14 protein-coding genes are annotated in these 15,910 nt (G+C 38.6%); 13 read left to right on the forward strand and 1 reads right to left on the reverse strand.

The window, feature by feature from the left end:
• The 12 genes from EOJ36_RS11895 to EOJ36_RS00055 all read left to right on the forward strand — a co-directional run.
• Positions 1 to 2,798, forward strand: a 2,798-nt coding sequence (locus EOJ36_RS11895) for an autotransporter outer membrane beta-barrel domain-containing protein (protein ID WP_164847790.1), incomplete at its 5' end; no start/stop codon positions are given.
• Position 2,799: 1 nt separating this feature from the next.
• A complete protein-coding gene (locus tag EOJ36_RS00005) occupies positions 2,800 to 3,318 on the forward strand; it encodes a T9SS type A sorting domain-containing protein (RefSeq protein ID WP_164847791.1) in 519 nt (172 codons plus the stop codon).
• A gap of 148 nt (positions 3,319 to 3,466) precedes the next feature.
• The gene (locus EOJ36_RS00010) at positions 3,467 to 3,979 is read left to right on the forward strand and encodes a DUF3237 domain-containing protein (RefSeq protein WP_127801969.1); all 513 of its coding nucleotides are present in this window, start codon (positions 3,467 to 3,469) and stop codon (positions 3,977 to 3,979) included.
• Between the two features lie 18 nt (positions 3,980 to 3,997).
• Positions 3,998 to 5,107 carry a 5-methyltetrahydropteroyltriglutamate--homocysteine S-methyltransferase gene (locus EOJ36_RS00015; RefSeq protein WP_127801970.1) on the forward strand — a complete coding sequence of 370 codons (1,110 nt, stop codon included), beginning with the start codon at positions 3,998 to 4,000 and terminating at the stop codon, positions 5,105 to 5,107.
• A gap of 1 nt (position 5,108) precedes the next feature.
• On the forward strand, positions 5,109 to 5,891 hold the full coding sequence (locus tag EOJ36_RS00020; protein WP_127801971.1) for a crotonase/enoyl-CoA hydratase family protein: 783 nt from the start codon (positions 5,109 to 5,111) through the stop codon (positions 5,889 to 5,891).
• Positions 5,891 to 7,690, forward strand: coding sequence for a feruloyl-CoA synthase (locus EOJ36_RS00025; protein WP_127801972.1), 1,800 nt, complete (start codon positions 5,891 to 5,893; stop codon positions 7,688 to 7,690). Before EOJ36_RS00020 ends, EOJ36_RS00025 begins: the two co-directional genes overlap by 1 nt.
• The gene (locus EOJ36_RS00030; protein WP_127801973.1) at positions 7,680 to 8,441 is read left to right on the forward strand and encodes a 3-hydroxyacyl-CoA dehydrogenase; all 762 of its coding nucleotides are present in this window, start codon (positions 7,680 to 7,682) and stop codon (positions 8,439 to 8,441) included. Before EOJ36_RS00025 ends, EOJ36_RS00030 begins: the two co-directional genes overlap by 11 nt.
• 106 nt (positions 8,442 to 8,547) lie before the next feature.
• Positions 8,548 to 9,693, forward strand: coding sequence for an alpha/beta hydrolase family protein (locus tag EOJ36_RS00035; protein ID WP_127801974.1), 1,146 nt, complete (start codon positions 8,548 to 8,550; stop codon positions 9,691 to 9,693).
• Positions 9,693 to 10,895: an MFS transporter gene (locus EOJ36_RS00040; RefSeq protein ID WP_127801975.1), complete on the forward strand. Its 1,203-nt coding sequence runs from the start codon at positions 9,693 to 9,695 to the stop codon at positions 10,893 to 10,895. Before EOJ36_RS00035 ends, EOJ36_RS00040 begins: the two co-directional genes overlap by 1 nt.
• Entirely contained in the window at positions 10,892 to 11,887 is a 996-nt protein-coding gene (locus tag EOJ36_RS00045; RefSeq protein WP_127801976.1) for a zinc-dependent alcohol dehydrogenase, read from the forward strand. Before EOJ36_RS00040 ends, EOJ36_RS00045 begins: the two co-directional genes overlap by 4 nt.
• A 3-nt stretch (positions 11,888 to 11,890) precedes the next feature.
• Positions 11,891 to 12,754 carry an amidohydrolase family protein gene (locus EOJ36_RS00050; protein ID WP_317125888.1) on the forward strand — a complete coding sequence of 288 codons (864 nt, stop codon included), beginning with the start codon at positions 11,891 to 11,893 and terminating at the stop codon, positions 12,752 to 12,754.
• A gap of 143 nt (positions 12,755 to 12,897) precedes the next feature.
• Positions 12,898 to 14,184, forward strand: coding sequence for an MFS transporter (locus EOJ36_RS00055; protein ID WP_127801977.1), 1,287 nt, complete (start codon positions 12,898 to 12,900; stop codon positions 14,182 to 14,184).
• Here the strand turns inward: EOJ36_RS00055 and EOJ36_RS00060 are convergent.
• Positions 14,181 to 15,056 carry a helix-turn-helix domain-containing protein gene (locus tag EOJ36_RS00060; RefSeq protein ID WP_127801978.1) on the reverse strand — a complete coding sequence of 292 codons (876 nt, stop codon included), beginning with the start codon at positions 15,054 to 15,056 and terminating at the stop codon, positions 14,181 to 14,183. The genes EOJ36_RS00055 and EOJ36_RS00060 overlap by 4 nt on opposite strands.
• 149 nt (positions 15,057 to 15,205) lie before the next feature.
• Here EOJ36_RS00060 and pcaH point away from each other — a divergent pair, with 149 nt between their 5' ends.
• A complete protein-coding gene (gene pcaH, locus EOJ36_RS00065) occupies positions 15,206 to 15,910 on the forward strand; it encodes a protocatechuate 3,4-dioxygenase subunit beta (RefSeq protein WP_127801979.1) in 705 nt (234 codons plus the stop codon).

Here is a 15,910-nt window from a genome sequence, read left to right on the forward strand (position 1 = left end):
AAGCTGCAACTGACAAGTCAATTGCAGATAATGACAAGCGTGCTCAGGATGCAGAGAAAGCAATAGATGACAAATTCAAAGCAGAGAAATCGAGAGTAGATGCAAAAGAATTGGCAACAGACAAGTCAATTGCAGATAATGACAAGCGTGCACAAGATGCAGAGAAGTCAATGCGTGATGATTTCAACACAGAGAAATCAAGAGTGAGCGACAAAGAAGCTGCAACTGACAAGTCAATTGCAGATAATGACAAGCGTGCTCAGGATGCAGAGAAAGCAATAGATGACAAATTCAAAGCAGAGAAATCGAGAGTAGATGCAAAAGAATTGGCAACAGACAAGTCGATTGCAGATAACGACAAGCGTGCCCAAGATGCAGAGAAGTCAATGCGTGATGATTTCAACACAGAGAAATCAAGAGTGAGCGACAAAGAAGCTGCAACAGACAAGTCGATTGCAGATAACGACAAACGTGCCCAAGATGCAGAGAAGTCAATGCGTGATGATTTCAACACAGAGAAATCGAGAGTGAGCGACAAAGAAGTAGTTATGGAATCAAAAATTGACTTAGAAATCGCTAGGGCTAAGGGTGAGGAAGGTTTATTGAGAAATGATTTTGAAAAGGAAAAAACTGATAGAAGAAATTCAGAAAAAGATATTGATGCTAAGTTTTCAAAATCTTTAAGTGATGAACATGATTTAATAGTAAATATCGTAACTGATAAAATAGGAACATTAGGATCTAATGTCGGTAATGATATTTCTTTAAAAGCTAATATTAATTCCCCTACATTTACCGGCTTTGTATCTGGTTTATCAAAGGATATGGTTGGTTTATCAAATGTTTCTAATACTTCTGATGATGAAAAGCCAATAAGTAAAATTCAAAAAAATGCCCTTGATGCTAAAATTGATTTAAATAAAAAATCAAATGCTGTTGATTTAAATGGAGTTAATGCTAATGATGATAATGTACCTACTCAATTAGCGGTTAAAAAATATGTTGATGGAAATGTACAATCATTGACAAATAATTTAAACTCAATGAATACTACATTGACTAGTTTAGTAACAAATTCTACCACTGCCTTAACAACTGATATTACATCTCAATTGGCATTAAAAGCAGATTTAGAATCTCCTACTTTTACAGGTGTTCCTCAAGTTCCTACGGCTACTTCAGGTAATTCTACAAATCAAATTGCCTCAACAGAATTTGTTTCAAATTCTATAAACAATTTAAGTACAGCAACTCAAACTGCATTGGATTTGAAGGAGAATGTATCGAATAAATCGACTGACGTGTCAACAGACGGAACCTCAGATTCGAAATACACATCAGCTAAAGCGGTTAAGACGTATGTAGATAATAAAGCGAGTGATTTAACGGCAACGATCAATACTTTAAGTTCAACAGTGACTAGTTTGTCTGGTACAACAACGAGCAACTTGGCTACGAAAGAGAATACGATAGTAGCAGGGACAACAGGTCAATACTATAGAGGAGATAAGAGCTGGCAGACCTTAGACAAGACAGCGGTAGGCTTAGCGAACGTTGATAATACTTCAGATGCGAATAAGCCAGTGAGTACAGCAACTCAAACTGCCTTGGATTTGAAGGAGAATGCATCGAATAAATCGACTGACGTGTCAACAGACGGAACCTCAGATACGAAATACACATCAGCTAAAGCGGTTAAGACGTATGTAGATAATAAAGCGAGTGATTTAACGACAACGATCAATACTTTAAGTTCAACAGTGACTAGTTTGTCTGGTACAACAACGAGCAACTTGGCTACGAAAGAGAATACGATAGTAGCAGGGACAACAGGTCAATACTATAGAGGAGATAAGAGCTGGCAGACCTTAGACAAGACAGCGGTAGGCTTAGCGAATGTTGATAATACTTCAGATGCGAATAAGCCAGTGAGTACAGCAACTCAAACTGCCTTGGATTTGAAGGAGAATGCATCGAATAAATCGACTGACGTGTCAACAGACGGAACCTCAGATTCGAAATACACATCAGCTAAAGCGGTTAAGACGTATGTAGATAATAAAGCGAGTGATTTAACGACAACGATCAATACTTTAAGTTCAACAGTGACTAGTTTGTCGGGTACAACAACGAGCAACTTGGCTACGAAAGAGAATACGATAGTAGCAGGGACAACAGGTCAATACTATAGAGGAGATAAGAGCTGGCAGACCTTAGACAAGACAGCGGTAGGCTTAGCGAATGTTGATAACACATCAGATGCTAATAAACCAATAAGTACTGCTACTCAAAGTGCATTGGATGCCAAAGTTTCTATTGGTGGAGATTTATCGGGTACCGCATCTTCTCCTGCTATTGGTGATGGCAAGGTTACAACCGCTAAAATTAATGATGGCGCTGTAACCTCAGCAAAAATTGCCGATGGTTCAATTGTTAATGTTGATGTCAAATCAGATGCAGCAATTTCGGTTTCGAAATTAGAAATTGGAGGAGCAGATGAGATTTTGATTTCAAATGGTACAACAAACCAATGGGTTACAGAGGTTTATGAGACATTTACAACCTCTGGTTTGAATTCCTCTACTAAAGATTATACCTATACATTTACTAATACACGTTTTGGTGGTCCAATTAAATTGTTTTTTGTAAGTAGTAGTACAATGAGACAAGTTATACCAACTTCAACTTATTATACAGCTAATACAACTTCTATTTTAATTAAAAATGTTAGTTCAAATATTAGTTCTGGTTCTAATAATGGTAATGGTGTTGTATTTTATGTTTCTTACTACAAATAATATGAAAAAAGTCTGCTTATCCATTTGTTTTGTTTTGGGTATGGGAGGTACCCTGAAAGCACAGAAAATAATGAGCTATACGTTTAGCTCATTAGGGAACTCAACCCTTGTGAAAAATAATTATTTTTCTCATGTGGTGACGCAGAACAGCGTGCAAGGCACTTTTAAAATGCCGGATGGGACGATAGTCCGACAAGGTTTTAAACAAGGTATTGGTAGTGCGTTTTACAACAAAACAATGCCAATTGCTTCTAATCAAAGCCTTGCAGACCCAATCCTAGTATCTGTTTTTCCAAATCCATTTGCAGATAATATTACGCTGCGATTTGAAAACCAGAGCCTAACAACAACAAGTTTAGAGTTATTTGACTTATCAGGAAACGTATTATTGGCAAGGGAATACCCAGCCAATACTCAGGAACTTACGTTGAATAATTTAGGCGGACTTCGAATTCAAAAGTACTTTATTCGAGTGAAGCAAAATGAACAAGTAAGTACCATTTCCTTATTAAAAAATTAAAGATCTGATATATTTTTAGAACTAGGAGTTCCTAAACCCAGGGGTTTTTAACCTCTGGGTTTGTTTTTTTTAATTATTTTATCATTTTGATTCAATAATTGTATTATTTTATCAAAAACCTTTCATAATTTTAAGTAAAATCCTATTTATGAAGAAAATTATACATTTACTCTTTCTTATTTTCCCGCTTATGTCATTTGCCCAAAATCAACCATCTTTGGAGTATTTCTGTGAACTTACCGTAAAATTGGATCCTGCCTTGGTCGTTGGTGAAACTCCGCACGGCATGCGTCGCATCATTCCAATAATTGGCGGTACAGTAACTGGTCCTAGTATTAAAGGTGAGATTTTAAAAGGAGGTGCCGACTGGCAAATTGTTCGTAAGGATGGTGTAGCCGAATTAGAGGCCCATTATCAATTTAAAACCGATGATGGTGTCATCATATACATCAAAAACATCGGAATGCGTGTGGCAACTCCCGAAGTTGCAGCTCGTATTGCAAAAGGTGAGAAAGTAGATCCGTCTCAATACTATTTCCGTGCTGTGCCTAATTTTGAAGCACCCGCAGGTAAATATGAAAAAATTAACAATGCAATTTATGTCTGCTCTGGAGAACGCTTACCAGATGCTGTTTTAATAAAAGTTTACAAAGTTTTATAATTATCCCTAAAACCTACAATGAAAAAATTACCTTTCAGAGCCGACCACGTGGGAAGCTTATTGCGTACAGAAGAAGTTAAAATAAATCGTTTGCGTTGGAAAAATGGCGAAATTACCGCCGCAGAACTTCGCGAAATTGAAAATATAGGAATTGCTGAAACTGTTAAAAAATTAGAATCAATCGGAATGAAATCCATCACCGACGGTGAATTCCGTCGTGATTATTTTCACCTTGATTTTCTAAAAGAATTAGCTGGCGTAACCGTAACAGGTGGCATCGAAGCCAACCCGAATGCAAAAGCTGCAGAAGATGGTTTTACTCCGCCCAAATTATCGGTTACTGGAAAATTGGCACATGTTAAAGACATTCAAGTAGATGATTTTAACTTCTTGAAATCTGTTACTACACAAACTCCTAAAGTGAGTATTCCTTCCCCAACCATGGTTCACTTCCGTGGGGGGCGTGCTTCAATTGATATTAATTCCTATCCGGATTTGGACGAGTTTTTCCACGATTTGTCCAAGGCATATCGTCAAGAAATCGATCATCTTTACCAAAATGGTTTGCGATATTTGCAATTAGATGATACCAATTTGGCTTATTTGTGTGACCCTAAAATGCGTGCTGCAGCCAAAGAAAGAGGAGAAGATCCTGATGAATTGCCACGTACGTATGCTGCATTGATTAATTCGGTAATCGACGATCGTCCAGAGGATTTAATGGTTGGAATTCACTTATGTCGCGGTAATTATCGTTCTACTTGGTTTGCAGAAGGTGGTTATGAGCCAGTGGCAGAAATTTTATTCAATCAAATCAATGTGGATGGTTATTTCTTAGAATACGACGATGAGCGTTCAGGGGATTTTGCTCCACTTCGATTTGTGCCAAAAGAGAAAAAAGTGGTTTTAGGTATCGTTTCATCCAAGGTAAAAGAATTAGAAAAAATGGACGATTTGTGCAAGCGAATTGATGAGGCTGCGCAATACATGCCATTGGAAAATATGTGTTTGAGTCCGCAATGTGGATTCTCTTCCACGCACCATGGAAATGATATGACGCATGACGACCAGTGGAGAAAATTAGAATTAGTCGTAAATACTGCCATTAAAGTTTGGGGCGAATCATAACATGATAACATCCAATAGCCATACGATACTCGTTGAACAGCAGGATAATTTGCTCATCATTACCTTAAATCGTCCAGAAAAACGAAATGCCTGTAATGATGAGCTGATTTTAGCTCTTGAAAATATAGTTGACCAAGTAAATTCCGATATAAAATGTGTGATCATTCAAGGAAATGGAAAACATTTTTCGGCAGGACTAGACTTATCTGAATTAAAAGAGCGCGACATTGTACAAGGATTGCAACATTCTCAAATGTGGCATCGTGTGATGAATAAAATTCAATTTGCAGCTTGTCCAGTTGTAGCTGTTCTTCATGGAGCTGTTGTTGGTGGTGGATTAGAAATTGCCTCTGCATGCCACATTCGAGTGGCAGATGCATCAACTTTTTATGCCTTACCAGAGGGACAACGGGGAATTTTTGTGGGTGGGGGAGCTTCGGTTCGATTACCCAAATTGATTGGTATTGCTCGCATGACAGATATGATGTTGACCGGTCGAGTGTTCAATGCCGAGGAGGGTGAGCGAATCGGAATGGCTCAATATTTAGTGGAAGAGGGGCAAGGATTGGAGAAAGGAATCGAATTAGCCAATAAAATTGCCTCAAACGCTGGATTAACCAATTATGCCTTGACGCATGTTTTACCTAAAATAGTTGATTCAAATCAGCAGGAGGGACTCATGTTGGAAAGTCTTATGGCAGCCATGGCGCAAGATGCCCCAGAAGCCAAACAACGTTTAAAAGATTTTTTAGAGGGTCGTGCCAAAAAAGTGGGAGAAAATTAATGAGTGTATATAAAAAAGTACATTTTGGTCCAAACAAAACACGCACATTTTTAGATGAAAATGGATTGCTTCATTACCAATTATTGGAAGAAGTCAAGGAATATCCACATCGTTTTACAGATCGTTTGATGCATTTTGCTTCTGTGAAACCGCAGCAAGCCTTCTTATCGAAAAAAAATCAAGAAATTTGGCAGTCACTGACATTTTCAGAAGCTTTTTCCTTAGTTGAAAAATTATCACAAGTGTTCATCGATTTTGATTTTAAAAGAGATGAAGGTTTGGTTATCCTTTCAGAAAACTCCATTGAGCATGCTTTGGTAGCATTAGCCGCCTTGCACATTGGGATTCCTTATTCTCCTATTTCTCCACCTTACTCCTTAGTGTCAAATGATTTCGGAAAATTACGTCATTGTTTGTCAGTGATGAAGCCGAAAGTAATCTTTGCACAAAACGGAAAAACCTATAGCAGGGCCATTCAAGTGGCGAAGGAAATGTTCCCCAATGCCATCGTAGTTTGTGCGGAGGAAAGTCCAGAAGCAAGTTTTGCAGATTTACTGGAAACAGATGTTACGGAAGAAGTTGCCGAATATCATGAGCGTGTAAATCGAGAAACTCCAGCCAAAATTTTATTTACTTCGGGTTCAACTGGTTTGCCCAAAGGTGTAACGAATACCCATGGGATGTGGTGTGCCAGTTTGCAGCAAATTACCCAAGCTTTGCCATTTATGGCCGATACACCACCTGTTTTTGTAGATTGGTTGCCCTGGAATCATACGTTTGGGGGTAATCAAAATTTTGGTTTGACGGTTTACAATGGAGGAACTTTGTACTTGGATGAAGGTCGGCCAACGGCTCGAGATATGGAAAAAACCATTCAAAACCTTCGTGCGATTTCTCCAACGGCCTATTTCAATGTGCCTAAAGGATTTGAAATGTTGGTAGCTGCTTTGGAAAAAGAGCCTGACTTGCGAGAATCTTTTTTCAAAAATCTGCAAATTTTATTTTATGCGGGTGCATCTATGGCCCAACCCATTTGGGATGCCTTGGAGCGATTGGCCATTGAAACCATTGGGTCCAAAATTCCTATAATTACCGGTTTGGGCTGCACAGAAGCGGGTCCCTCTGCCATGTTTGCCAATTGGGGTGGGGCATTTTCGGGTTTACTCGGAGTTCCGGTCGCCGGGTTAGATATCAAATTAGTGCCCGATGGCGATAAAGTAGAAGCTCGTTATAAGGGACCCAATATCACTGTGGGTTATTGGAAAAATGGTGAAGCCACGAAGGCTTCATTTGATGAAGAAGGATATTATTGTTCAGGTGATGCGGTGAAGTTTTTAGATCCAGAAAATACCGACAAAGGAATGGTGTTTGATGGTCGCATCGCAGAAGATTTTAAATTAAATACCGGAACTTGGGTCAATGTGGGAATTTTGAAAGCAAAAGTGATCTCCAAAGGTTCACCTATTATTCAAGATGTTGTTTTGGCCGGATTAGATCAGGCCTTTGTTGGGGCTATTTTGTTTTTAAATGAAGAGGCTTGTAGAGGACTTATCAACGAAGAAGTTTCCAGGAAAGAGTTATTTGAACATCTTGTGATTTTGCAAGCTGTTCAAGAAAAAATAGATGAAATCAATACCTCTTCTACTGGAAGTTCTACCTATATCAAACGATTCGAAATAGCTATTGATGCTCCTAGTATTGATGTGGGTGAAATTACTGATAAAGGTAGTTTGAACCAGCGTGTGATTTTAAAACATCGCGCCCATTTGGTAGCAAAAATGTACGAAAATGGAAATTAAAGAGAAAACCTTTGTGATTTCTGGGGGTGCATCTGGACTCGGATATGCCACGGCGGAACTTTTGATTCAGTCGGATGCCAAGGTGGTTTTGTTGGATATAAATGAGCCGCTTGGTCAGCAAGCTGAACAAAATTTAGGTCACAATTCCTTGTTTATTCATTGCGATATCACTTCTGAAGAACAAGTACAAAATGCCGTAAATCTTGCAAAATCACAATTTGGTGCTTTGCACGGAATTATCAATTGTGCTGGTTTAGGTCCTGCCAAACGTGTTGTCGGAAAAGAAGGTCCTCATCCTTTAGAAGCTTTTCAGAAGGTAGTTGAAGTGAACTTATTTGGTACCTTTAATACCCTACGTTTGGTAGCCAATGAGATGCAACACAATGAGTGGAACGTTGATGGCGAACGTGGAATAGTAATTAATACGGCCTCGGTTGCTGCATTTGATGGCCAGATTGGTCAAGCGGCCTATTCCGCCTCAAAAGGTGGCATTGTAGCCATGACTTTACCCATCGCTCGCGAATTTGCCCGCATGGGAATCCGTGTGAATTGCATTGCTCCGGGAATTTTTGAAACACCCTTGTTAAAAAACCTTTCACAAGAGGTGCAAGATTCCTTAGCTCAACAAATTCCATTTCCTAAAAGATTAGGTAAACCTTCAGAATTTGCCCAATTGGTGAAGCAAATAATTGAAAATACAATGTTGAATGGGGAAGTGGTGAGATTGGATGGAGGGATTCGGATGGTATGAGGTATGAGGTATGAGGTATTAAGCCCGGAGGGCTTTACTTGCTTAGCCCGGTGCGTTAGCTCCGGGAAATTATGAATTATGAATTATGAATTATGAATTATAAATTATGAAAGTTTTTAAAAATTTCTTGCTCACTGGCTCACTGGCTCACTTGTTAGTGCTCACTCTGCTCACTTTTACCTCTTTCTCCCAAATCGAGCGTAAAGACTTCGGACCTTTAAAAGGTGGAACTTACCAAGTATTGGTTCCGAAAAATTGGAACAAAAAATTGGTCATGTACGCGCATGGATATCAATTTCAAGGCCAAAAACCGCAAGATTCCAATGTGGGATTAGAAAAACGATTGGAAGTTATCTTGAACAAAGGCTTTGCCATTGCTGCTTCGGATTATCCAGAGGTGGGTTTTGTGTTGCCTGAGGGAATTGAAGCAACAGAAGAACTGCGTCAGGCTTTTGTAAAGAACATGGGTAAGCCTGATTCAACGTTTATGATGGGCCATTCCATGGGTGGTGGAATCACCGTAGGAACTTTAGAATATTTTGGAGATAATTACAACGGAGGCCTTCCCTTGTGTCCTTTGGCATCTCGACCGTACTTGCAGTGTAGAAAAGAATACGATATGTATTCAACCTTCAATGGATTGTTTCCAGGTATTGTACCAAGTTTGAAAGACATTTTTAATGTTAATTCATCGGTTGGCTATGTAAATTTGAGAGAGGCAGGTCCGAAAATAGGGCAAATCATGAAGTCTATCATGGATAAAGATTCCACTTTGGCATTTGCATTTGCCAAGCGATTCGATTTAAAATTGAAAGATTTGGGTGGAGCCTTATTCTTTAATCAAAATGTGTTGCGTGATTTAGCAATCCGTTATAATGGTAATCCTTTTGATAACATGCAAACGGTGTATATTGGTTTTCCAGACGATTTAAAGGTTAACAAATTGGCTGAGCGCTTGCCTGCAACGCAAGATCCGAATAAGGTTTTAGGCCGATTAGACCGAAATGGAAAAATCAATAAACCCATGTTGTTGGTACATACCATTTATGATCAATTGATTCCTGCGTCTTATGCTGTGACGAACATTGAAAACATGATTCATACGCAACAAAGAGATCAGTATTTTACTGTAAAATATACGAATGGACAAGCTCATTGTGCTTTTACTCCACAACAAACGGCTGCTGCTTTTGATATGATGCGAAATTGGGTAAAAACAGGTGTAAAACCAGCTGGAGGATTTTTAGAATAATGAATAAAATAGTACAAAAAAAAGATTTACCAATGTCAGGATTCCAAATTCTGATGGTGGCTTTGTGCTTTTTCATGAATTTTAATGATGGAATCGATGTCTTGATTGTATCCTTTTCAAGTTCAGAAATCATTAAGGAATTTGGACTTTCCAAAACTGAGATGGGCTATATATTCAGTGCTGGTTTGGCCGGCATGACGCTCGGTTGTTTTTTTCTTGCTCCCCAAGCAGATAAATATGGAAGGAGAAATATCTTTTTGATATCCTTGTTGATGGTTAGTTTGGGTATGTTTGGCGTTTCTTTTTCTACTTCTTATTTGCCTCTTTTAGCCTGGCGATTTTTAACAGGTTTGGGTATTGGAGGAATTTTACCCACTATTACCACAACTGCTGCTGAATATTCCAATGAAAAATACCGCGATTTCAATGTGGGACTCATTCAAGCGGGTTGGCCAATTGGAGCCATATTAACGGGTTTGATTTGTGCCGATTTAATTCCGGCCGAAGGTTGGCATTTTGCTTTTTTATTAGCAGGCTGTTTCTCTGCTTTTATGACGGTTCTGGTATTTCTGTTTATGAAAGATTCTGAAGAGTTTAAACATAAACAAATCGAAGAGCAGGGAGCTAAGGTTTTATTAACCCCCGAATTTAAACCGATCACCATCCGTTTGTGGGTGGCGGCATTTTTTGGTTTTATGACCTTGTACACGGTGATGTCGTGGGTGCCCAACATTGCCAAAGATTCGGGTATGCCCTTTGAATTGGCAACTTATGTAGGTATTGCATTAAATATTGGAGCGGCTTTAGGATCTTCATCTATCGGGGCTATTGGCTCAAGATTTGGATTGAAAAGAACCCATTTTGCCTATATGTTGTTGGCCTTTGCAGTTATGCAATTGTATGCCTTTTTACCCTTAACAACAGCCTTGATATTTATTTTGGTACTATTTATCGGAATGTTTGCCCAAGGCGGATTCAATGGCATTTGGCCGATACTTTCGCGGATTTATCCAACGCAATTTAGAGCAACAGGTGTTGGATATACGGTTGGAATTGGTCGCTTAGGTGCTATTTTGGGACCGGCAGTATTTGGTATTTTATCCGATATGCAATTAGGAAATTCTCTATTATTTGTGTTATTTTCTATTCCATTATTGGTTATGGGATTTATTATTCGTTCGATTTCTTCTGATAAAATATGATTGCTGCGGTATTACAAGGTCCAAAAAATATAGAGGTAAAACAATGCGAAAAACCGGTGCCCAAAGCTAATGAGGTATTGATTCGTTTGCACTCCATTGGAATTTGTGGTTCAGATGTGCATTTGTATTTGGGAGATCGTTTGTTGCCCGAGCCTAATATAATTGGTCATGAGGGCATAGGAATCATAGAACAAATTGGATCGCAAGTTACTAACTTGCAAGTAGGACAACGTGTGGCCATTGAGCCCAATGTGCCTTGTGGTGATTGTCGATTTTGTAACAATGGAAAAGCAAAAATTTGTCCAAATAAAATTGTAGTAGGAGTAAATGCTGCTGGTTGTTTTTCTGAATATTTCGCTTATGATGCAGAATATTGCTGGCCTATTCCATCTTCCATTTCGGACGATGATGCCGTTTGCATTGAACCTTTGGCAGTGGTTGTTCATGCCTTAAAATGTACTTCTGCAAAACCTGGGGCAAGTATTGCTATTTTTGGCTTGGGTGCTATTGGTTTGTTGTTGACCCAATTGGCCATTGCCAAAGGATATTCAGTGTTTGCCAAAGATTTGGTAAAAGATAAGGAAGATTTTGCCGTTCGTTTAGGTGCGAAGCTATTGCCAAGCGAAGGCTTGGCTGATTTTTTGTACCAAAACGAAATTGAAGCAGTTTATGATTGCGTAGGTGCCACAAAGGCCACCAATTTGATTTTAGAAACGGCACCAAGAGGTTCAGAAGTTATTCTGGTGGGACTTGCCACCGAACCCACAACTTTTGTGCCAATTCGGATAGCCCGAGAGGGAATTTCTATTTTGCCTTCCATTATTTACGATCATCCTGAGGATTTCAGAGAAACGATTCGATTAATTGAAAGTAAAACAATACTGCCTTCCAATATTATTTCGGGCAGATATCCCTTAGAGGATTTTCAAGAGGCAATTGATTTGGCAGCCTCAGGAAAAGCCACAAAAATAATTATCGACGTAAATCAATAGAAAATGATTGATATAAATAAAATTGTTGCTCTTGACATTCATACCCATGCAGAGGTGTCGTGTTGTCAACCTCACGACGATTTTCGTCCAGAACTTGACGAAGCCTTTGCCAAGTATTTTAAGTCCGACAAACGTCCGACCATGCAAGAAACGGCCGATTTTTATCGGGAGCAAAACATGGCTTTGGTCATGTTTACCATCGATTCGGAATTTGAGGTGGGTAAAAAACGCATTCCAAACATTGAAGTGGCAGAATGCGCGCTGAAAAATGATGATGTGATGCTTGCCTTTGCAAGTATTGATCCACATAAGGGGCGAATGGGGGCAAGAGAGGCGAGAGATTTAATTGAAAACTATGGCGTGAAAGGATTTAAGTTTCATCCTACCGTACAAGGATTTTATCCAAATGACTCCATGGCCTATCATTTATATGAAGTGATTGCAGAATATAATTTGCCAATGTTGTTTCATTCGGGACATTCTGGATTCGGTTCTGGCGTAAAAGGAGGGGGCGGATTACGTTTGGAATATTCCAATCCAATGCATTTAGATGATGTGGCTATTGATTTTCCAGATTGTCCGATTATCATTGCCCACCCAAGTTGGCCTTGGCAAGACGAAGCCCTTTCGGTAGCCATGCATAAACCCAATGTTTATATTGACCTTAGTGGCTGGTCGCCCAAATACTTTCCTGCCCAATTAGTTCAGTATGCGAATACCCTTTTAAAAGATAGAATGCTTTTTGGAACCGACTTTCCATTAATCACTCCAGAACGCTGGATGAAAGATTTTGAAACCGCTGGATTTAAAGAAGAGGTGAAAGAGGGGATTTTGAAGGGGAATGCGGGGAGGATGCTGAAATTATGAATATAGGAATATAAGAATATAGGAATATAGGAATATAAGAATATAAGAATATAAGAATTTAAGAAGTGATTTAACTAAAATATGATTTTTTGTTTCTTAGTTTCTTCGATTCTTATATTCTTCGATTCTATTAAATAAAAACTATGAAAAACCAACTCGATCAAAAACCCATGTTATCGCTGCAATATATGGTGATATTGGTATGTTTTTTAATGAACATGCTCGATGGCATGGACGTGATGATTATTTCTTACACCGCACCAGCAATCGCCAAGGCATGGGCTATATCTCCTGCCAAATTGGGGGTAGTGTTTAGTTCAGGATTAGTCGGTATGACCTTCGGAGCCATTATTTTAGCACCATTTGCCGATAAAATTGGTCGGAAGGCCATGATGCTCTTAGCTGCTGCCATCATGGGCTCTTGTATCTATTTGACAACCTATTCTACTGAAGTGTGGCATTTGTTAAGTTTTCGATTCATTTCTGGATTAGGATTAGGTGCCATGTTGGCAAGTACAGCTGCGCTAACTGCCGAATATACTCCCAATAATACTAAAGATTTTTGGGTAAGTTTTGTGATTTCTGGTTATCCAGTGGGGGCAGTAGCCTCTGGATTAGCCTCTGCAGGTATTATCAAGGCCTCAGGCTGGCAACGTATGTTTGAGGTGGCAGGTATGTTTACCTTTTTGGCATTACCTATTTTGTATTTCTTTTTGACAGAATCGCTGGATTTTTATTTGAAATCACAGCCTGCAGGTGCATTGGAAAAGGCAAATGCAATTTTAAAGAAATTGAATTTAGAGGAATTGAAGGAATTGCCAGAAAAAGCTCATGCTGGGAAAGCAGTTCGCGTAAGTACTTTGTTGGAAGCAGAATATAAAATATCGACGCTGCAATTATGGTTGTCCTTATTTTTAGCTTTCTCAACCTTGTATTTTTTAACTAATTGGATTCCGAAATTAGCCTCAGATGCAGGTGTTTCTATGGAAAATGCCATTTGGGCAGGTACTATTTTCAACTCAGGGGCCATTTTAGGAATTTCTACACAAGGATATCTTTCCTTGAAATTTGGCTTGAAAAAAACGATTGGTTTTATCTTGATTTTAACAGCTTTCTTAATGGCCATTTTTGGATTTTTCGTAGGTTCAGATGCCGTGTTATTCATTTTCTTCCTATTAGGATTTGGTGTACAAGGTGGCTTTGTGGGATTGTATGCTGTAGCTGCCAGAATGTATCCAACACAGATTCGTTCTACTGGAGTAGGTTGGGCTATTGGTATGGGTAGAGTTGGAGGTATTATTGGTCCAATCGTTGGAGGCCTCTTAATAGCCATTGGACTAAATATGACCGAAAGCTTTTTAGTATTTGCTGCACCAACCTTGTTGGCAGGAATTATGACAATGAAGATATCGAGTAAGGAGATATCTTAATTCTTCTGAAACTCCCTAGGTGACACTCCCGTTGCCTTACGAAAGACCCGAGTGAAATAAGCCGGGTCTTTGTAGTTTAATAAGTAAGCGATTTCTGAAATGCTGTAGGAACTATTCAATAAATAGTTTTTTGCCTCAATAATCAATTGATTTTGTATAATTTGGTGGGCAGTTTCTCCATGCGTTTCCTGACAAATTCGATTCAAATGTACTCGACTAATTCCCAATTGTTGGGCATATTGAAGAATCGACCAATGTTCCAGATAATTTTGTCGAACCAATTTCTTGAATTTTTGAAAATATTGTAAACTTTTTTTGTCATCACTTAGATGGTTGCCTTGTTGAAGTACCTGCAAACGATACAATTGTGTAAAAAATAAAAGAAAATAGGCTTTAATTGCCACACTTTTTTGCTCATTTTCCTCTTTCCATTCCGATACGATCGATTGTATTAAGCCTTTGAAATAAATTAGTCTATCTGCGAAATCAAAAAACTTAATAACCAAAATCTCTTCAAATAACATCTGCGTAATTTGCGGTTCAGATTCGAGTAATTTCAGAACGTAATCGAAGGAAATACTTAAAACTTCCCCCTCAATTCCTGGTTGAAAGGAAAAGCCGTGTAAATGATTACTTGGAATACTTAATAAACTAGGTCCTTCAAATACCAATCGATCTTTTCCAGATTTAATGGTTCCTTTGCCAGATTCAATCCAAAAGAATTGAATGATGTCCTCATGGATGTGTTCCTCAATTTCCCAATTGTACAATTTACTTCTCACCTCTAAAGGTTCCCAAGTCAATAAACCTGGGAAGGCATTTGGATTTAGATCTCCGTATAATCCCTTAAATTGTAAGATAGTACTTTTCATTTGTTTAAATTGTACCAATAAAAATCAATCAAATTTTTAATTTTAGTTATTTTGTATTAAAAATATGTTTCAAAAGTACAAATAATATTTTCATTTATCCAAGAAAAAGCTAAAATATTCCGACAACTTGCAGGGTAAATTTGAATATTATGTCAACTATTTTATTTTCAATGGATGAGTCGGTGCATCCTCCAAAATTATACCCGGATTATAAATCGACTGTTTTACGAGCTCCATCACGCCCTATGATTGTTTTGCCTCAAGGACTATCAGAGATGTCGGGACCAGTATTTGGCGATTATCAATTGGGTGAATTTGATCATGATTTGACCAAAAATTCCATCGTAAATGGCAATCCTTTGGGAGAGCGAATAGTGGTACATGGAAAGGTTTTGAATGAATTAGGACAACCTATTCCCAATACGTTGGTAGAAATTTGGCAAGCGAATGCTGCTGGTCGTTATGTGCATAAAGTCGATAAGCATGAGGCACCACTTGACCCTAATTTTTTAGGAACAGGTCGCACACGTACAGACAAGGACGGGTACTATTGCTTTTATACAATCAAGCCGGGAGCTTATCCTTGGGGAAACCACTTCAATGCTTGGAGGCCCAATCATATTCATTTTTCTTTATTTGGTCCAAACATTACTACGCGTTTAGTAACCCAAATGTATTTTCCAGGTGACCCATTGTTGCAATACGATCCGATTTTTCAAGGTGTTCCTGAGAAGGGAAGGCCTTTGGTGATTGCATCATTTGATTTGGATAGAACAGAGCCAGATTTTGCTTTGGCCTACCGTTTTGACATAATTTTAAGAGGAGATAAAACAACCCCATTTGAAAAGCTTTAA

This window comes from Sandaracinomonas limnophila, from assembly GCF_004005965.1.
GTDB lineage: Bacteria > Bacteroidota > Bacteroidia > Cytophagales > Spirosomataceae > Sandaracinomonas > Sandaracinomonas limnophila.